Annotated in this window: 18 protein-coding genes and 3 pseudogenes; 12 read left to right on the top strand and 9 right to left on the bottom strand. The window is 29.4% G+C overall.

All coding sequences use genetic code 11. The features are described 5' to 3' along the window. The 6 genes from AC1RYN_RS01875 (at position 1) to AC1RYN_RS01850 (ending at position 7191) form a co-directional block, all read left to right on the top strand. Entirely contained in the window at positions 1-2700 is a 2700-nt protein-coding gene (locus tag AC1RYN_RS01875) for an amino acid adenylation domain-containing protein (protein WP_481805633.1), read from the top strand. Between the two features lie 46 nt (positions 2701-2746). Then, complete coding sequence (locus tag AC1RYN_RS01870) at positions 2747-3889, top strand: FkbM family methyltransferase (protein WP_481805610.1); 1143 nt, start codon at positions 2747-2749, stop codon at positions 3887-3889. Next, positions 3867-4835 carry a condensation domain-containing protein gene (locus AC1RYN_RS01865; RefSeq protein ID WP_481805609.1) on the top strand — a complete coding sequence of 323 codons (969 nt, stop codon included), beginning with the start codon at positions 3867-3869 and terminating at the stop codon, positions 4833-4835. Before AC1RYN_RS01870 ends, AC1RYN_RS01865 begins: the two co-directional genes overlap by 23 nt. Before the next feature lie 378 nt (positions 4836-5213). Then, on the top strand, positions 5214-6317 hold the full coding sequence (locus tag AC1RYN_RS01860) for an MFS transporter (protein ID WP_481805632.1): 1104 nt from the start codon (positions 5214-5216) through the stop codon (positions 6315-6317). Positions 6318-6466: 149 nt separating this feature from the next. Continuing rightward, on the top strand, positions 6467-6607 hold the full coding sequence (locus tag AC1RYN_RS01855; protein WP_481805608.1) for a hypothetical protein: 141 nt from the start codon (positions 6467-6469) through the stop codon (positions 6605-6607). Between the two features lie 230 nt (positions 6608-6837). Next, positions 6838-7191: a thioesterase II family protein gene (locus AC1RYN_RS01850; protein WP_481805607.1), complete on the top strand. Its 354-nt coding sequence runs from the start codon at positions 6838-6840 to the stop codon at positions 7189-7191. A 463-nt stretch (positions 7192-7654) separates the two neighbouring features. On the opposite strand, the gene AC1RYN_RS01845 is transcribed toward AC1RYN_RS01850, so the two are convergent. Both AC1RYN_RS01845 and AC1RYN_RS01840 read right to left on the bottom strand, forming a co-directional pair. After that, positions 7655-8233 carry a TauD/TfdA family dioxygenase gene (locus tag AC1RYN_RS01845; protein WP_481805631.1) on the bottom strand — a complete coding sequence of 193 codons (579 nt, stop codon included), beginning with the start codon at positions 8231-8233 and terminating at the stop codon, positions 7655-7657. A 477-nt stretch (positions 8234-8710) separates the two neighbouring features. Beyond that, on the bottom strand, positions 8711-9064 hold the full coding sequence (locus AC1RYN_RS01840) for a DUF6817 domain-containing protein (protein WP_481805630.1): 354 nt from the start codon (positions 9062-9064) through the stop codon (positions 8711-8713). Between the two features lie 1871 nt (positions 9065-10935). Here AC1RYN_RS01840 and AC1RYN_RS01835 point away from each other — a divergent pair. The 4 genes from AC1RYN_RS01835 to AC1RYN_RS01820 all read left to right on the top strand — a co-directional run bounded on the left by AC1RYN_RS01835 (position 10936) and on the right by AC1RYN_RS01820 (position 12541). Next, positions 10936-11319 (top strand): prolipoprotein diacylglyceryl transferase family protein, encoded by a 384-nt coding sequence (locus AC1RYN_RS01835; RefSeq protein WP_481805606.1) that lies wholly within the window; start codon positions 10936-10938, stop codon positions 11317-11319. Next, positions 11309-11659 (top strand): prolipoprotein diacylglyceryl transferase, encoded by a 351-nt coding sequence (locus AC1RYN_RS01830; protein ID WP_481805605.1) that lies wholly within the window; start codon positions 11309-11311, stop codon positions 11657-11659. The genes AC1RYN_RS01835 and AC1RYN_RS01830 overlap by 11 nt, the downstream gene beginning before the upstream one ends. A 161-nt stretch (positions 11660-11820) precedes the next feature. Further along, positions 11821-12438, top strand: coding sequence for a prolipoprotein diacylglyceryl transferase (locus AC1RYN_RS01825; RefSeq protein WP_481805604.1), 618 nt, complete (start codon positions 11821-11823; stop codon positions 12436-12438). Further along, positions 12392-12541 carry a hypothetical protein gene (locus tag AC1RYN_RS01820; protein WP_481805603.1) on the top strand — a complete coding sequence of 50 codons (150 nt, stop codon included), beginning with the start codon at positions 12392-12394 and terminating at the stop codon, positions 12539-12541. Before AC1RYN_RS01825 ends, AC1RYN_RS01820 begins: the two co-directional genes overlap by 47 nt. 869 nt (positions 12542-13410) lie before the next feature. On the opposite strand, the gene AC1RYN_RS01815 is transcribed toward AC1RYN_RS01820, so the two are convergent. The 5 genes and pseudogenes from AC1RYN_RS01815 to AC1RYN_RS01795 all read right to left on the bottom strand — a co-directional run. After that, a complete protein-coding gene (locus AC1RYN_RS01815) occupies positions 13411-13563 on the bottom strand; it encodes a hypothetical protein (protein WP_481805602.1) in 153 nt (50 codons plus the stop codon). After that, a pseudogene (locus AC1RYN_RS01810) lies at positions 13560-14296 on the bottom strand (relaxase/mobilization nuclease domain-containing protein). The gene AC1RYN_RS01815 and the pseudogene AC1RYN_RS01810 overlap by 4 nt, the downstream one beginning before the upstream one ends. A gap of 78 nt (positions 14297-14374) precedes the next feature. Continuing rightward, positions 14375-14770: a plasmid mobilization protein gene (locus tag AC1RYN_RS01805; RefSeq protein WP_154785751.1), complete on the bottom strand. Its 396-nt coding sequence runs from the start codon at positions 14768-14770 to the stop codon at positions 14375-14377. A 1115-nt stretch (positions 14771-15885) separates the two neighbouring features. Next, positions 15886-16110, bottom strand: a complete 225-nt coding sequence (locus AC1RYN_RS01800; protein WP_481805601.1) for a hypothetical protein — start codon at positions 16108-16110, stop codon at positions 15886-15888. A 99-nt stretch (positions 16111-16209) separates the two neighbouring features. Then, positions 16210-16344: pseudogene (locus AC1RYN_RS01795) on the bottom strand (transcriptional regulator); the annotation flags it as partial. Between the two features lie 538 nt (positions 16345-16882). Between AC1RYN_RS01795 and AC1RYN_RS01790 the strand changes: the two are divergent. After that, positions 16883-17501, top strand: a pseudogene (locus AC1RYN_RS01790) (ATPase). A 302-nt stretch (positions 17502-17803) separates the two neighbouring features. Here AC1RYN_RS01790 and AC1RYN_RS01785 read toward each other — a convergent pair. Next, positions 17804-18139, bottom strand: coding sequence for a hypothetical protein (locus AC1RYN_RS01785; RefSeq protein WP_481805600.1), 336 nt, complete (start codon positions 18137-18139; stop codon positions 17804-17806). Beyond that, positions 18111-18518 carry a hypothetical protein gene (locus AC1RYN_RS01780; protein ID WP_481805599.1) on the bottom strand — a complete coding sequence of 136 codons (408 nt, stop codon included), beginning with the start codon at positions 18516-18518 and terminating at the stop codon, positions 18111-18113. The genes AC1RYN_RS01785 and AC1RYN_RS01780 overlap by 29 nt, the downstream gene beginning before the upstream one ends. Before the next feature lie 201 nt (positions 18519-18719). On the opposite strand from AC1RYN_RS01780, the gene AC1RYN_RS01775 reads away from it, so the two are divergent. Continuing rightward, positions 18720-18902, top strand: a complete 183-nt coding sequence (locus AC1RYN_RS01775) for a hypothetical protein (protein WP_481805598.1) — start codon at positions 18720-18722, stop codon at positions 18900-18902. The last annotated feature ends 136 nt before the right edge of the window (positions 18903-19038 follow it).

Below are 19038 nucleotides of genomic sequence, written 5' to 3'. Positions count from 1 at the left end.
ATCTTAACTAAAGAAATTATCCAAATTTATAATGCATTAATTAACGACAGTAAAATATCATTACCAGCATTAAAAATTCAATACAAAGATTACGCACAATGGCTGAAAAGTGATATTGTTTTGGAAAGATTAGAAAAACAAAAAACATTTTGGTTAAAAGAATTTGAAGGAGAATTACCAATATTAAATTTACCTAGTTTTAAAAAAAGGCCAATAATTCAAAGTTACAACGGAGAAACTATTAGTCATATTTTTGATCAGAATTTTTCAAAAAAAGTCAAAAAATTCGCCAGCCAGCATGATGCTACTTTATTTATGCTTTTAATGTCTGGTGTAAATACTTTATTGCATAGATATACAGGACAAAATGATATAATAATTGGAACACCCATAGCAGGTAGAGAACATGTTGATTTACAAAATCAAGTTGGGCTATATATTAATACCTTGGCTATAAGAACTCGATTTAAAGAAGAAATTACATTTTCAAATTTATTAAAATATCAAAAAGAAACATTATTAGGGGCTTATGAGAATTCGGATTACTCATTAAATGATCTGATAAATCAACTTAAATTTAAAAGGGATGCAAGTCGCTCTGCATTGTTTGATGTAATGGTTGTTTTGCAAACTCAGCAAGGCATTGCTAACTTGGTAAATCATGATTTAAAAGGTTTAGAGATAGCATCTTATGAGGATATTGCTAAAGAGGCAAGTCCTTTTGATCTAACCTTTTCATTTTCAATGATTGATGATGAACTGCAATTACATTTGAAATATAATACAGATATTTATGATTTCTTTTGGATCGAAAAAATGATTACACATTTTCAAAATTTACTTTCAAAAGCAATTGATCAACCAGAAAAAGCAATCGATGAAATCGATTATTTAGAAGAATATGAAAAGCATCAGATTTTAAATTTATTTAATGAACAGAATGTATCTTACCCAAAAGATAAAACGATAATTGATTTATTTGAAGAACAAGTCGAAAAAACACCAAACAACGTAGCATTAGTTTTTGAAGAAAAAAAGTTTAGTTATTTAGAAATTAATCAATTGGCTAATCAATTAGGGAACTATTTGAGGACTAGTTATGATGTCCAACCGGACGATTTGGTTGGTATTAAGTTAGATCGCAGTGAAAGAATGATTTTTGCAATCTTAGGGGTATTAAAATCTGGAGCAGCTTATGTTCCCATAGATCCCGGCTATCCTAATGAAAGAATTGATTACATTGTTAAAGATAGCGCCAGTAAAGTCATAATCAATGAAGAAGAATTAGAGTTGTTTTATGAAAATCAACAGAAATATTCTAAATTAAATCTCGAAAAGATCACCACGCCAAATAGTTTAGCTTATGTAATATATACATCTGGAACCACTGGAAACCCAAAAGGGACTTTACTGGAGCACAAAAATGTTGTGAGACTTTTTTTTAATGAAAAATCGCTATTTGATTTTAAAGAAACAGATGTATGGACAATGTTCCATTCATATAGCTTTGATTTTTCAGTATGGGAAATTTTTGGAGCATTATTATATGGAGGTAAATTAGTGATCATACCTAAAAGTATTGCTCAAGATACCCCAGCATTCATAGAATTATTATATGATCAATCTGTTACAATTTTAAATCAAACCCCTTCAGCATTTTACAATTTAATAGAATTTGAACGAAGAAAAGAAAAAAGAGAATTTAAAATAAGATATATTATTTTTGGAGGAGAAGCATTAAATCCATTATTACTTTCTGACTGGTTTAAGAGATATTCTAAAATAAAGTTAATCAATATGTATGGTATAACAGAAACTACCGTTCATGTTACCTATAAAGAAATTAAAGAAAGTGAAATAGAATGCGAACAATCTAACATTGGTAAAGCAATTCCAACTTTAAGCTGTTTAATATTGGATTCATCAAAGCATTTGGTTCCCATCGGAGTTGCGGGTAAGATTTATGTATCAGGAGATGGTTTGGCAAGAGGTTATTTGAATCGACCGGATTTAACAGCCGAAAAGTTTATCAATAATCCATTTCAAAGTGATACAAAAGTTTATAATACTGGGGATTTAGGTAGATGGCTTCCTGACGGCAATATTGAATTTTTAGGACGTGAGGATCATCAAGTAAAAATTAGAGGACACAGAGTAGAGTTAGGAGAAGTAGAAAATGTATTGTCTCAAATTCCGGGTGTTAATCAGAGTTGTGTTTTAGTAAAGGAAAGACATACAGATATTGGTGTAAACAAGTATATGGTGGGTTACTATATAGCGAATAAGAGCTCTGTGGAGGCACGTGCTAGTTATATAAAAGAAATATATAAGGATAAAATAGCAGCAAATAATTTATGCTATGAAGTACTTAATAAAGATTTTAGTGCATTTGCATACCGAAAAAGTGAATTAGAATTTTTACATAAAGAAATATTTCAAACCAATACATATTTATCAAATATTACAATTAACCAAGGTGACATTATATTTGATGTTGGGGCAAATATTGGAATTGCGTCACTATTTTTTGCAAATCAAGCAGATAATCTTACTATATATAGTTTTGAGCCAATCAACCAGTTATTTGATGTTTTAAATATGAATTTATTCATTCATTCAGATAAAGCATTTTTTAAAAATCTCAATTATGGAATTGGGGATAAAAATGAAGATAATGTAGCTTTCTCATTTGTAGAATAATACAGTTATATCAACTCAATATCCAAATTTAGAAGAAGATAGTGAGTTGTTATCTAGCTATCTAGGAAATGTAAATCCTTTAACAGACAATAAACAATTAGTAGATTTTATTATTGACTCTCAAGAAGAAGTTTTTTGTCAAATACGCACTATTTCAACGATTATTGAAGAGGAGCGTATTGATAAAATCGATTTGCTTAAAATCGATGTTGAAAAAGCTGAATTAGATGTTATTAATGGAATTCAAGAAAAAGATTGGAATAAAATAAGACAAATTATAATTGAGGTTCATGACAAAGAAAATCGTCTTGAATTTATAAAATCGACTTTGTTAGAAAAGGGCTATTCCGTAAAGATTGAGCAAGAAATGGATTTGCAAAATTCTAGACTTTTTATTGTCTATGGTACTAGACTATCTATAGATACCATTACAAATAAAGAAACTAATGGTAAGTTAACCAATAATAATCCTGTCTATGAAACACTAGAGAAGTATAAATCACATGATGCTAAGATAATTATAAGTCCTGAAATAGTACTAAGTTATCTCAAAGTAGTTTTGCCAGATTATATGATGCCGACCAGCTTAGTTGAGTTAGAAAAATTTCCATTAACCCAAAATGGTAAAATTGATAGAAATGAATTGTCAAAAATGGAAGGGGAAGATTTGATAAAAAATGAATATGTTGCTCCAATTAACGAAATCCAATGCAAGTTAGTTGAGATTTGGCAAGAAATATTGGGTATAGAGGAGATTGGAATTAAAGATGATTTTTTTGCATTAGGCGGACATTCATTAATTGGAATGCAAATTATATTTAGAATACAAAAAAAATTAACAGAAGATGTGACAATTAAAGATTTATTTGTAAATCCAACCATAGAGTTGCTTTCTAAAGTTATAGAAGACAAAAATATAAACAATGATCGTATTAAAGAATTAAAAGAGATTAGTCGTAAAGATTATATAGGAGAAGAACTACATGAAGTTTTGTACAATCAAAAATGGAGGTTTAAAGAATATGAATTAGGAATATGCACGGCAAAAAACACAGTAATTAAAACAGAACTTTATAATGTTGATGAAAAAGCTCTATCTAAAACATTAGAAAGTTTAGTTTTAAGACATGAAAATTTAAGAACATTATTTTGTCGTCGTGGAGAAGATGTTTTTCAAAAGAATATATGAGATAGATAATTTTCCAAATAGTCTTAAATTAATTGATATAAGTGAAAGCAAACAAAAAGATGAAGAAATGGCGTCACTTGTGGACAAAATTTCAAATCATTTGTTTGATTTTAGTACTGAACAATCTTTTTCATGTAATTTAATTAAATATGAAGAAGGTAGGTACATGTTTATTTTTGTTGTGGACCATATCATTTGTGATGCTACAGCAATCAAAATATTAGTAGATGAGCTGTATTTAATTTACAATGCTTATAAAGATAATAAGGAAAACCCGCTAAAACCTCTTGAATTACAATTTAAAGACTATGTTAAATATCATAATGAGCATTATAAGGGTGATAAATTAAGCATGCACCAATCGCATTTCATAAATCTTTTAAAGAATACTCCTGCTAAATTAAATCTTAAAGAGAAATATTTAGATAATGTATTATTGTTAAATAAGGGCGAAGATGTTCTAAATGAATCGGATATTTTCAAAAAGCATAAAAAAGATGATTTGAATGTTTCAAGAAATGAAATAACAAATGGTGCATCTTACAAGTTCGTATTATCCGAGGAGATCTTAAACGACATTAAAAGAGCATCTTCTGAATATAAAGTAAGCTTATTTAATTTTATTTTCACTTGTTATAGTGTTTTTTTATCAAGAATATGCAATCAGAATGATTTTGTAATTTTGTCTCCAATATCAACTAGAAGTAATGAAGATTTTTCAAAAATCGTTGGATGGTTAATTGGGAATTTGTTAGTTAGGATTAAAGTTGATGATGAAAAAGATTTTCAGAGTTCATTAATGTTATGCAAAGATCAGCTCATAGAAGCGATGGATCATATTTATTACCAGAACTATGTTGAAGATGTAAATGTTTCATGGAATGATTTAATGTCAGCAATGATCAATGTTATTGCAGACGTTTATAATGAAAGAGATATTAAGTGAGGCAAAGTCTTCCCACAGTAACCTGAGTCATCATATACATTTTAACTTATCATTTACACTTGAAATATATAAAAATGGAATTGCTGTTAATTGTAAGTATAGAAAAGATTTTATAAATCCCTTATTGATAGAGCTAATTTGTGAAGATTTTATTGAAGTTTTACGAATTGCTAGTAGCTCTCAAAATATTGAAATTAAAAATTGGGTTTAAATGAAAAAGTTTTATTCTTATTATTATTGGTACTAATATTTCATTTGGAAATGCATTAACAGGATTTACACTTGGAATTTGGACACTAAATCATACTACATCAACATTGTCTTATGCGTTAATTAGCTTTTCCGCAATTGCACCTCAAATACTATTAAGCCCTTTTTATTGGAAGTTTTATAGATCGATGGGATAGAAAAATAACCATAATACTTGGGCAAGCGATTGCTGGTATAGGAACACTAATGTTAATTTTGTTAGTAGATAATGATCTATTATCCGATTGGTCCATCATTTTGATTGTTCTAGTAAAATCTATTTGTAACGGATTTATTACTCAAGCATATTATGTTTCTACAAAATTTTTGGTTCCAAAAAAGCTCGCAAGGAAAGCTAAAGGTATTGAGCAGATTGGATTTGCCATAGTCAGAATTCTGGCACCTATTCTAGCACCTATAATGCTTGCTATTATAAGTTTAAAAGGCTTATTGTATATAGATTTGTTAACTTATTTTATAACGGTATTCGTTTTCTTATTTTTTAATTTCGGAGAAAGTAGAGAAGAAATTAAGAGAGTTAACTTGTTTAAAGATTCAACAATTGTGTTTTCTTATTTAAAAAGTGAAAAAGGTCTAGTTCGAATTTTAGGATACTATTTTATAACTAATTTACCTCTTGGTATGGCATCTGTAATGATTGCACCATTAGTCTTAGATTTTTCAAACGAAATTACGTTAAGTATAGTAATGTCAATTGGGGGTATTGGTCTTTTGTCTGGGGGCCTTTTTGCATCTTTTTATAAGGGAATAAAAAATCCTGTTGCTGCTGTTTTTAATCTGAATATTTTTATTGGTTTGGTGCTGTTTTCATGTGTTTTTTTATATATTAATTCAGTTTTGCTGAGCATTGTTGCTTTTGTTTTAGCATTTTCCATAACGATTATAAATGTGCTCATAAATTCATTTTGGCATGTTATAGTGCCACATGAACTTGATGGAAGAGTTATGGGATATAGAACAATTATTATGGGATCTGCTATTTTACTATCATACCTTTTAGGTGGAATTATAGTTGATTTTTTGATATTGCCAATTGTAAAATACTTTGATTTTAAACATCTGACAAACAGCTTACCAAATAAGACAATAGCAATTATGTTTCTATTTTCCTTATTAGGTATTTTGAATACTTTGGTTTCTATTAAATATAGAAAAATTAAAAATATAGAAAAATTAGATAAATTATATATTGATTCATTAGAATCGATTTAGGAAATAAAAGTGTTTTTTAAATTATAATATCTAGTAATATTATACAATTAAAAACGACACCAAATTAGTGCCTCATATGGGAATCACTTTTTTCTTTAGCATAGAAAAGAAAATATTCTATATCGTTGCATCTAAAAAATTACAAATTAATGATGAAAAGCCCAATAATTAAAATTATTGCATTGCCTTTTGCAGGAGGTAATGTATATTCATATCGAAGTTTTGAATTAAAGACCCCTTCAGATTATGAATGGATATCCGTAGAACTCCTGGCAGAGGTAAAGACTTAATCAGGATTGTATTAACCAATTCAGTCCACAAGTTTTCAGATGTTTATAACCAAGTTGTAAATAGTATTGAAAATACAGATTACATTATTTACGGTCATACATGTAGGACTTTTAGGGAATGAACTTGCAAAAATGCTTATTAAGGACAAAAAAAGATTACCACTGTTTTTGTATTTTACTCGGTAAAATTTCCTTCTGTCAGAATTTGAAAAAAATATATATTATTTAAAATGGACGAATTTTGGAATGAAATATTTTTAATGGGGGGGATCTCAGATGAGATTATGAAAAATGAATATATCAAATTATTTTTTGAACCAATATTGAGGTCCGATTTTAGATCGATTGAAAATTATAAATACTTAGAAGTTGTGGACAAAATGTCTTTACCGATTTTCTTAAGAATTGGAGATCAAGAAAAAATTAAGATGAATCAATTAAAGGATTGGCAAAATGAAACGACAATACCCATAGATATACGTGTTTTGAATGGAAATCATTTTTTTTTATTTAATAATTATCAGTTAATTTTAGATGAAATTGTAAGCTTAACTACGATAAAACTGTTTTGCAGCATGTTTTAAGTTCTAAATAAAGCATAATCTAAATAGCTTATTTTTCGTTTACTCTATTTTTTTGGTTCAGTATCCATCGATAAACCCATGTCGAAAATTGAAGGTGAAAGCTCGCTTCTGTTTTTAATTTCTCAGGTTTTTCATAAAATTATTTCAAACCTTTTCAATTGATTTAGGAATCGGAAAAATTACTGAACCAATTAAATATTTCATTCAGTCATTCAAAGAAGTAAATCTAAAACGTTATGCGTCAATGATTTTGTTATATTTTGTATTGCGTATTTTAAATTTTAAGTTAATAATGTCTCTTCCGGAAGGCCATCTGGTACTCTTGAAACTATAGTTTTTTTATCTCGTAAATATCGTTTTTATCATAGTATTAGAAATATTATATCCTATAACATAGAAACTAGGATTTTTCGTTCTCCTTGAAAAGGTTCTCTGCCATGAGCAATTAAAATATTATCAAGAATTAGCAGTCACCTTTGTTCCACTTAAAATAAACACTATGTTTTTTTGTTACTTCTCTTATTTCATCAAAGTATTCTAAAGGAATCAAACTTCCATCACCAAAACATGCATATTGAGGCATACTAAATACATCATCTTCATAGAAATCCATAAGAGCTTCATATATTTTAGGTGGATTAGTTGAAAAGTGAGATTGATTAGCTTTGATTAAACCAAACCCAATCTTTCGAAATATCATGTGAAGAACAGCTTGTCTGTTTTGAATTAATTGTAAGTTATTATTGTTAAGCCATTTTATGTTAATTTGATTTAATTTGCAATGTTCTTCAACTTCATATTTGTTATTGGTTTCAAAAGTTTTTTGCCAAGAAACCCCAGCGCCGATACCATTATTAAGGTTTCTGATATATTTAACACCTTTATTTTTGAATTCGTTTAGCAATTTTTCAGAAAGATCATTATATATTTTTCTACTGTCAGCAATGACAGTGCTTCCTCCAATATGTGAAGGAATAGAGCAACTGAAAAATAAAAACTTAGGCCAGTTACTGGCATAAGATAGCTCATTATGAAGAGAAATGAATGACTCTGATGGATGTTCAGTTGATGTATATATTTATTGTGTAACTTCGTTCTGGGTGAGTTTCCACCAATATAATCTAAACTGTCACCAAAGCTAAAATTAGAAGTACGTTTCTCTAGAGAATCCCATTATCAATGTCATAGCCTCTAAATAAAATTGCACCATTTGTATGAATTAATTTTAATATGATATCAATCTCATCTTTAATAATTTCTTAGAGAATCTCTTTCGTCATTTTCTTTTTTATACCATATATAAGGTAAGTTTTCTTCTGTATTAGATAGCATTTTAATATATTTATTTAGTAGAAAAACAACCTTTTATTTCTGTATTGATCTACTATTTTTTTTAATTCTTTTTGTGCAGGATTACTTAAGTGATTTTTTCCTCCGGGATATTATCGATGTATTTAAAGCTCTTTTTTTTCCAAAAAAGAGATGAGGGAATTGCTCAATTAAATTTGCAGCTTCTATTTCAATTAAAGATTTTCAGAATTTCATTCGAAATTTTAACATTTTCATCTGTTATTCTATTGTATAATTCCATATTCTCATTATCAATTTGTTGAAGAAATTTTCTATTTGTAACACAAAACAAATAAACTAACTCTTCAGAGTCTACTCCAATAATATCTTGAACCATTACTCGTTTATCTAAATTAATAGATTTTTTCTTAAAAGATGAAGTGCCATATATACTGTGAAATAATCCAGCTAAACAAATCTCCTGAGGGTTGCCCCGATGGCTAAGAACTGTGTAAGTTCCCTTTAAGTGTGTTAATAGATTCCGGCTTGAATGAAAACTATTTTTAAATTTAAGAGTATCCAGTAAAGTAATATACTTTAATCAATCATCAGTTTTGTATTAGTCAGTTCTATTAATTTTTTATTTTTTATATCAACAAATTGCTTTTCATTAGAAAAAATTATCACCAGTTTAAATAATGTGACTGCTTCAAAATCTAAAATTCTAAAAGCACAATTATAAAATACTTTTTGAGCTTATATACAGTGGGATAATAAAGAGTGATTTGAAGACTCTTTTATTTCACATGTCTTAAAACGTATTCCATTATTAACAATAGATATTTTATTATCATTCATAATATTGAGGCTAACACTATAGATTCATCAATAATAATATAGTTTTAACCAGCTCAACTAACTGCTAAATGATAAATTTTTGATTTACATAATAGATTTGTATTACGTTATTTTATAATTTAACTTTTGCTTTTAAATCATATTACATAAAAAACAGTTAAACATGTTGATTAATATAAAACATTAGTAAAAAACAAATATATTAAAAGTACTAATATAAGATGAAGGATCCATATTAAAAAATAAATTTAAATAATAATAATTTCTTAGTTGGTTTAAATAGCCCTGTCAATTGATCTTGTTAAAAAAAGTATAATGAGTGTACACTTCTCAGGGTTCACCAAATAAATAATTTTAAAGATTGTATAAGTTTGTCAGCTTCGTCTGATAAGCTTGACCTTATAGATAAAGTTGATGGCGAGTAAGTCTTTCAGAGGATACAAAAAAGGTAATCTAATCCATATGCAAAATTGCCCGTATCATTTTAATTTGTTTTTAGAGAAAACTAAATTAGTACAAGTTGCAAACATTTTTTAATATATTTGCTGTTAAAAATTGTAATAAATCGTCAGGTACTTATTTTTAGATAACATCATGACTCAGCTAAAGCATAAGATATTGCAGGAGAACTAGCCGAGAGTTTTTGCATTACCAAGATTATGTTAAGTATGAAGATGGCACATCTGAGACTCTTAATTATATTTTGAAGAAAATAGCGCATTACTACCATATCAGTATCGATTTATTACTGTCTATTGATGTGCGTAAAATTGATACTGAGGATTTACTCAAATTGGAGAACAATCGATTGGTGCTTCCTATCATTTTGTACAGAGAAAGGGAGAATTTCATAGAAGTTGCACTCAAAAGGTGAAGGCTGGGTATTTGAATGCTTATCTCGATCCGGAAATATATTGAAATTCCGCAACAAATCTCTCTTCCTTTTTTTGGGTTTGGGGAAAACACAAGGGGTGGCGATGGAGGATATTTATGTCTCCACACGTGAATGTTACGATCATCATTGGGCGCTACATGGAAAAATACTTGGCGAAGTACTTAGTGGCAAGACCTACTATTCATCACCAAAAACGAGGGGATGGTGTACAAACGACTCCATAAAAATACTTGTTCTTGAATCCGACAATCGGCTTTATCACAACTGTGAAGTCAAGGCTTCGGATGCATTGGGAATATGGGAATATGAATGCAACATTAGACGAAACGAAAGTAAGCCTAAGTTTGTGAACCCATAAACGTGGAAAAATGTTCAGGGAATGAAATATGAGATTTCCGAAGTAAGAAACAGGATAAATAAGCTACAAAAATTAAGAAAAACTTATATATTTGAAAATAAATATTGTGTCTTAGCAATCACACATATCAATCCTTAATTTGGGAGGCTTTGTTTGATTTTATCACGCATATTAAGCAAGTTTGGTGGGAAGTTTATCGAAAAATAGCAGAAAATAAAAATTAATAAAAAAAATATGATTGCATTGTACATAAATTGGGATTTTGATCCCGAAATAATAAATATTTATGGTTTTTCATTAAACAGACTACGAACTTTTATTTGTTTGTGGTTTGCTTTTATGTATGTACATACTAAAAGGAATTTTCCGAAGAGAAAACTTAAAAGAAAGTGCACACGAAGCACTTTTTATTTACGGAATATTTGGAATTTTTATTGGAGCAAGATTAGGACATTGTTTATTTTATGACTTTGAATATTTTTCAAATAATATTTTAGAAATGTTTTTACCAATAAAAATAAACCAAATTGGAGAAATAAAATTTATTGGTTATCGGGGATTAGCAAGCCACGGAGGAACAATTGGACTAATTATTTCACTTTATTTATATTCAAAAAAATATGAAATAAAATATCTTAAAATACTTGATTTAATTGCAATAGTTGCACCACTTGGAGCAACATTTATTAGACTTGCTGTTTTAAATGAACTCGGAAATGATTGGTAATCCGACTACAATGCCTTGGGCATTTATTTTTAGAAAAGTTCGTGAAAATATACCAAGACATCCATCCCAACTTTATGAAGCAATCGCATATTTAATAATTTTCATTATAGTCTTTACTGTTTACAAAACTAAAAACATAAAGTTAGGAAATGGTTTTTTGTTTGGTTTAGCAATAACCTTAATTTTTACAATGAGAATTTTAATTGAGTTTGTAAAAATAAATCAAGTGGAGTTTGAAAATGGAATGAAATTAAATATGGGGCAACTATTGAGTATTCCATTTATAATAATCGGAATATATTTTATGGGTAGTAATTTAATGAGAAAAGAAACTAAATAAAAAACTTGGTGGCAAGATTGCCTAAAAATCGCAGAAAATAAAAATTAATAAAAAAATATGATTGCATTGTACATAAATTGGGATTTTGATCCCGAAATAATAAACATTTATGGTTTTCCATTAAGATACTACGGACTTTTATTTGTTTGTGGTTTGCTTTTATGTATGCACATACTAAAAGGAATTTTCCGAAGAGAAAGCTTAAACAAAGTGCACACGAAGCACTTTTTATTTACGGAATAGTTGGAATTTTTGTTGGAGCAAGATTAGGACATCGCCATCTATGTTTTGAATATTATTCAAAAAATTTATTAGAAATATTTTTACCAATAAAAGTAAATCAAATTGGAGAAATAAAATTTATTGGTTATGGCGGATTAGCAAGCCACGGAGGAACAATTGGACTAGTTATTTCACTTTATTTATATTCAAAAAAATATGAAATAAAATATCTTAAAATACTTGATTTAATTGCAATCGTTGCACCACTTGGAGCGACATTTATTAGACTTGCTAATTTAATGAACTCGGAAATGATTGGTAATCCGACTACAATGCCTTGGGCATTTATTTTTAGAAAAGTTGACAATATACCAAGACATCCAGCCCAACTTTATGAAGCAATCGCATATTTAATAATTTTCATTATAGTCTTTACTGTTTACAAAACTAAAAACATAAGAGTTAGGAAATGGTTTTTTGTTTGGTTTAGCAATAACCTTAATTTTTACAATGAGAATTTTAATTCAGTTTGTAAAAATAAATCAAGTGGAATTTGAAAATGGAATGAAATTAAATATGGGGCAACTATTAAGTATTCCATTTATAATAATCGGAATATATTTTATGGGTAATAATTTAATAAGAAAAGAAACTAAATAAAAAAACCAGCCACCAACAGCAAGGGTTTAGTTGGGTGGGTAGCACGAACAATGAATACCGGGTTGAACGGAACCGATTATATGTACACACCCTAGTATGGATTATCGTTGAGTTTTGAGAGAGAATTATAAGAGGTTATACTTCCTTTAAAAACTTTAGTACATCAGTAATCAAATCATGCAGTATGATGTCCTTTTCAAAAAGGGAACATCATGGTAAACGATTTTGTTGCCAATACGTCCAGTAAATTCCTTGTTCCTAGTAAAACGAATTATATTATCCACGATAGAGTGTTCGTTTAAATTGATTTCTGTACCGATATAAAAAGAATTCCGAATAATCATTAGACAAAATAAAAGTATAGACTATTCCTTTATCCTTAGTTGGGGTTGGAAATACATAAAATATACAAGTTCTAATGGTCTGGTGGTTTTCATAAAAGAGATTTGGTTTTAAAGAGGAATAAGCTTTTAAATGTTAGTGTCTTACGGTAATATGGCAAAGTTAAAAAATTAATGAGATAATCCTCTTCGTTTTTTCTTATTTTTTTGGTTTTTCAACTGAATATGGTAAATAATCCGTTGTCTGTTCAGCCTGCATTAAATTATCAATAATTTTATCTAACTTTGGTAACATTGCAAAATATTGTTTCCCTTCCGACGTAAGCACATCCAATACTTTTACTATATCAGGAATAGTGAGTGTGTTCTTCTGTTGTTCAAAAACAGTAATTAGTGATTCTTTAGAACGAAGCTTTTCATAAATCTGATTTCTTTTTGTTCACCAGCAACCTTTAATTCTGCATCGTTCTTCGATAGCTTTTGCACTGTATTGTTTACCCAAGCTACTGCCATTAAAAACATTTTTTGTTATATGGTCAATATAGGTAATGCCATAGAGTAAACCTTCTTCACTTTTTCTCTAAAAATGGTGCTGATGCCCTCTTTTTCCAGTCGTCTTGCAAGTTCGGTTATCGGCATTGCTCGCTCTCTTAATAATGCCATATCAATGGCATTTTTCACTTCTGTGTATCAAGTGGATTTCTAACCTCATTATTCTTGAATTTTTCCTCTAAAAACTTCAAAGTCGGTTTGTTGTAAAAACTGCTGGATTTTATTGGAACACCTATTGATTTTCCATTTGCGTCTAATATGTGATATACTAATCCCTTTGCTAAAAACATTTTCGAATTCTCACTGCCACGATCTGCCATGACATTGTACTGTTTGAGAGCGGCATTAAGCTCAGCAAAGCTATCGTACTTGTAATGGTTCAGAACCGTATTTAGAACATTAAATATGGCTTTCTTAGATTCAATCATTCCATATTGAACCTTGCCCATTGAAACAGGCTCTAAACTAAATTTTTCTTCCTTTTTTCTTCCTTCTGCTTTTACCAGTCCAAATTGCTGTTCAATCTCTTTTCTTGCAGGTTCCGATTTTCTCAAACCAATATTGTGCAGATCGATTCGTTTACCGTCTTTCTCAATATTTATAGAAACCACGTGCAAGTGTTCGTGTCCGGCATCGTGATGTTGATACACCAAATAAGGTTGTTCACCGAAACCGATTTCTCCATATAAGTATCGGCAATAACAATTAGTTTTTCTTTGGAATGTTTTTCCGACGGGTCAAAATTCAGGGAAATATGAAGCGTATTACATTTTACATTTTCGTTTAATTCCGCTCGTTTTACAAACCGATTTAGCTTCATAATATCAGTCATTTTATCGACATCATTAGGATAATTACCCACTGCAATACACTCTGCATTACCCGCCTTTACTTTGTTCTCATTATAATAAAAAACGCTACGGATTGAATGGCTTGTTTTTTATGATTGCAACCATTTGTCTGTAATTTTACTGGTGTGACTTTTAATTCCTTCTATCTTATCATTTATGATTTTTCTATCTATTTCAAAACTGATAATCCAGACTCTAAATTCCGGAATTTGTTGCAGGGTATGCAGTTTTTTCACGACCTGATTCAGGTTACTTCCAATAGCATTTAACTCCTTACGAAGTAGTATTGTTTCTTCTGTAAAATAATCTAACGACTGATTTCTGTAAGTGGTGGTAATGTTCTTGTCGAATAGGTTCTTGCGAAGATAATCACTTAACTTACGACAGGTACTGGCTTTGTATTTCTGCTCAATTTTTGCATATTCTTCTGTTGTGAGTCGCAAAGTAATTTTGCGTGTTCTGTTTGAATTTTCTCTTTCCATCATCTTTCATTTTCATTGTTATCAAACTCTTTTTCTTTTAGTGTCTCCACCACCGAGTTCCGAGGTAATAGGTGGCAAGATAGGTGGTTGTCCGACAACCATACATCTTGCGGACTGCAGGAACGTGGCAGTCTTTTAGACATTTAAAAGGTAAATACTAAATTAAATAGAATATTTGAGATTAGACTATGATGGACATATTTTGTCCATGATACTAGTTCGTTTGATTTGCGGAGATGCTGTTTTTTTTGTTCCTAAATGCAAATTCCGGTGATATTGATCACCCCATTCCAATTTAAAATTCTTTCAGAAGAAAAGTAAGTAGACCAAATTTGTACAATCTATCAAACTGATTTCTAATAAACTTTAGTATATAGTTTATATATTTAAATAATTTAGATGAGATTTTAAAATGATAAATATGACTACAGAATTTTGGATATAGAAAGGTTGGGGAGAATCAGTTGATAACGCAACAATTGAAGATACTAATGTTGCAATTGAAGAAATAATTAAAATTGGCAAAGAATACGGTACTTTCTGGGTTGGACACAATGACAAGGAGTATGTTCTTGAGATTCATAAAGATTTAAAGATTTGTTTCTTATTTACGGAGAAAATCAAGATGAAAAAATACAAACAAAATTTGTTAATTGGGATGAATGTAGGCACTTTCTTCGAGATGTACTTTTCTAAGGATTTTTTAGGACTTAAGGACGGAATAAAATTGAAAGCATTTTCAAATAGCTAGATTTCTAATGTATATTAATAAATTCTATATCCATCAATAAAAATTTTTCAAAAGAAAAAGGAGAAAAAGAAAGCAGTTAAAAATGGGACATTCAGGCAATGGAAGCGCTATACCAACCCGAAGGGTGACAGGCGAGGAACGAAGCGTGTCATTATGCGCACTTCTCTTGCCGATGTCCAATAAATTAGCTTGCTTTTTATTCTTTTTTGAAGAGTTTTTTAAAAGTCTTTTTGAAAGTGTACTTTTTCAAACAATACTGCTTTGATAATCCATAAAATTCTGAATGCTTTCAGGAAGATTTTTGTGCATGTTCTGAAAACATAAATACAATCTGAAACTATCTTTTACAGTAGAGTAATTGTGCCAGTTAGATGTTATTAATAGAAATATAGTCCAGTACAAAATCTTCCGCTTCTTTTTTGTGTTCAACAGAAGTCGAAAATGAGTTGAGATAAAAGTCTTCATTTTCATCCGCAATGTGAATAATTTCAGTGTAACCTTTTATTATTAAAGTACCTTTTAATTTTAATACTTTAAGCTCATTACTTCTGTCGATTTCTTTTTTCACTCTAAGCTTTATAGTTTTATTCATGGTATTAGTTTTTGGTAATTTAATAGAGCAAAAAATGTTCTAAAACAAAAAAGAGACTGTCTAGTCTCTTTGTGGAATTAATATATCTTTTATAGAAGCTTATTTAGCTTTTAGTAATTTTTCCAAATATTCGACTTTATCTTTTTCAGCTTGAACTAAACGTTCGTAAAGTTTTCTGTTTTCATCAACAATTTCCATCATTTTATCTAATGGATTAAATGAGCAGTTATTTGAATGTATTGCTCCAGATTTATAAATTGAAAATATCAGACTCTGAGAGCAAGGAATAAAACAGCGAAGATATCTCTGAAAAACAAAGCCCATAAAATCACATTTAGATCCTGTTTTCATGGACATATTATGACCATCATTATAATAAAAAAGCATATTATCTTTGTAAAAGTTGAAGCGAAACCCTTTATGAGGGGTAAATTTTGCTTATGATATTCAGTGTTTTAGATTCTATCTTTGTAAAACTAGTAGTAAGTAAATGCTGTGATTTTTTAGAAAATCAATTTTAACTTCTGCAAAAAAGACCTGACTTCGGAAGGTGTTTTTCCAGCTCCGGCAGGGCAAGTTGTTTTGAGGCACTAATCGAATTTCGAGTGCCTCAAAACACAACTTGCCATTACCTTTGTGGTAATATTTTTTGCGAATACATTTTTATTTTTATCTATTTTAAAAGCTGAATTATAAAAAATAGGCATGCACTTGAAGAATAAACTAAAAGTGTAAATAATGTACACTAAAAGTGTAATTTATTATCTTTGTAATGATGAGTAAAAATCTTTATATAATTGCAGGTTGCAATGGAGCAGGTAAAACAACTGCTTCGTTTACAATACTTCTCTGAAATACTAAATTGTAAGGAGTTTGTAAATGCTGATGAAATAGCCAAAGGACTTTCGCCGTTTCAACCGGAAAAGGTGTCTTTCGAAGCTGGTAGAATAATGCTTCGCAGAATAAATGAGTTGTTATCAAATAATGAAAATTTTGCATTTGAAACAACTTTGGCTACGAAAAGTTATAGATCAAAAGTCACTATAGCTCAGGAAAAAGGTTATAAAGTTATGCTATTGTTCTTTTGGCTGCAAGATGTTGATCTTGCTATTGAAAGGGTAAAGACCAGAGTTAGGGAAGGCGGACATAATATTGAGACGGATGTTATTAAACGACGATATGAAAATGGAATTACAAACTTATTTGATATATATTTGCCAATAGTTGATGAGGCATTGATTTTTGATAATACAGGTGTAAAAGCAGAATTAATTGCACAGAAAATATTAGGTTACGATATCGAAATTAACAATAAAATTAAATTCGATAAACTCAAAAACAGAGAAACATGGAAAGTCACAAAACAACAGCGACTCAGAAGAAGATTATAGACGCAATGGAAAAAGTTTATGAAAATTTAATTGAGTTTAAAAAGAAAAAAAACAGCGATCTGGTTGTCATGGAAAATGGCAAGATTGTAAGGATAAAACCTACTTCATTGTAGGTTATTGTAATCTATTTAAAGCTCTCAGAATTGAGGGCTTTTTTATTAATTATAAGTAAGAAAATTTATTTATTAGGAGATAATTAAACCTAATCTAGGTTTCGTGTTGTTAAAGATGTAGTGACCGTTTTTTATTTGATATTTTTTACAAGAAGCTATTTTGCAGTATAGTTTAAAGAGTAATGTCTTTTAAATAGTTTTATTTTTTATATAACAGATCCACTTTTCTACTTCATTTTTTATTTCACTTGCATTATGTTTTGGATAGTGTTTTTTAACATATTCAACGAATTCTGTTTTAGTATTACCTGTTTCCCATTCCATAACACTAAGATAAAGCATTGGCCATTTTTTAGTCTGCTGCATAAAATCATATAATGCAAAATAGGGAGGTCCATAATACAATGAATTCTCAATAAGTTCATCATAGAAAGATTTTGTAAAAGCCTTTTTCATGTCTCTGATAATCTCATAAGTGATACGGTGCCTGCTGCCTTCACGAATTGCTACTGCAAGGGCAGACATACTTTTGTCCTGAAAAAAGGTATAAAGATAATTGCGAAGTTCTCTTCCATGATATCACAGAATCCTGGCTGTAAAAAGCATATTCTTGTTTGAATAGTTCTAGAGAAAAATTATCGGAATGCTTGTTTTCGATAAATTCAATTACTTCCATTTCTAAGGTAATAATCTTTTCAAGAGAAGGACTTCCTATTAATCCTGCAACAGCTATAATATACTTTGGTTTGGAAAACAATTCAAAAAAATTACTTTTAAAAAAGAGAGTTTTTCTCTCAAAAGTTACCTGCACATACAAAGGATGTGTCATGATTTTACCCAATGGAACTTGTTTCAGTTTTTCGTTGAAGTAGGTTTTATAGCTTATTTTAGATGGTTTGTTCATACTGTTTTTTACGAAATTTTGCCACTATGCTTGTTTAATATCAAACTACAGTGGGTTATAGATTATTATAAATAATTAAAATCAGTACAAATATAGATAAAGTTTTTATAAAATATAAAATTATAAAAACAATTTTATTATCTTAGCATTGTGAAGCTTATTAGCGAATGAGAAAGGATGGTGAACGTTAAAGAAAGTTGTATGGAAAATAAAAAAGTCAATGAAGAGGTAAATGAAAAAAGAAGAATAACGCCAGAGAAAGCCTTGGAAATGTTACAGGCTGATGGACTGGATGTAACGCTTGAACAAGCCAGGAATATTTTGGAATTTTTGCGTAAATTAGCTAATATTACAGTGAGTAAGTATTTAAAAAGAAGAGGATGAAAATGATAGCAGACTTATATGTACGAGTAAGTACCGATGAACAGGCAGACAGAGGATATTCCCAGAGGAATCAGGAAGAAGTACTGCGTAAATATTGTGAAATCAATTCTATTGAAATAAGAGATGTGATTTATGA

It is taken from the genome of Flavobacterium sp. TC780 (assembly GCF_056783245.1).
The sequence above is the reverse complement of the archived record's forward strand: the minus strand, read 5'-3'. Positions and strand labels throughout refer to the sequence as shown.

Coding starts and splice junctions, on each gene's coding strand:
- AC1RYN_RS01780 (WP_481805599.1), bottom strand. CDS start 18,518: ATGAACAAACCATCTAAAATAAGCTATAAAACCTACTTCAACGAAAAA.
- AC1RYN_RS01855 (WP_481805608.1), top strand. CDS start 6,467: ATGATGAAAAGCCCAATAATTAAAATTATTGCATTGCCTTTTGCAGGA.
- AC1RYN_RS01805 (WP_154785751.1), bottom strand. CDS start 14,770: ATGATGGAAAGAGAAAATTCAAACAGAACACGCAAAATTACTTTGCGA.
- AC1RYN_RS01835 (WP_481805606.1), top strand. CDS start 10,936: ATGTACATACTAAAAGGAATTTTCCGAAGAGAAAACTTAAAAGAAAGT.
- AC1RYN_RS01785 (WP_481805600.1), bottom strand. CDS start 18,139: ATGTCTGCCCTTGCAGTAGCAATTCGTGAAGGCAGCAGGCACCGTATC.
- AC1RYN_RS01825 (WP_481805604.1), top strand. CDS start 11,821: ATGTATGCACATACTAAAAGGAATTTTCCGAAGAGAAAGCTTAAACAA.
- AC1RYN_RS01865 (WP_481805609.1), top strand. CDS start 3,867: ATGTTTTTCAAAAGAATATATGAGATAGATAATTTTCCAAATAGTCTT.
- AC1RYN_RS01775 (WP_481805598.1), top strand. CDS start 18,720: ATGGAAAATAAAAAAGTCAATGAAGAGGTAAATGAAAAAAGAAGAATA.
- AC1RYN_RS01830 (WP_481805605.1), top strand. CDS start 11,309: ATGATTGGTAATCCGACTACAATGCCTTGGGCATTTATTTTTAGAAAA.
- AC1RYN_RS01820 (WP_481805603.1), top strand. CDS start 12,392: ATGAGAATTTTAATTCAGTTTGTAAAAATAAATCAAGTGGAATTTGAA.
- AC1RYN_RS01800 (WP_481805601.1), bottom strand. CDS start 16,110: ATGAATAAAACTATAAAGCTTAGAGTGAAAAAAGAAATCGACAGAAGT.
- AC1RYN_RS01850 (WP_481805607.1), top strand. CDS start 6,838: ATGGACGAATTTTGGAATGAAATATTTTTAATGGGGGGGATCTCAGAT.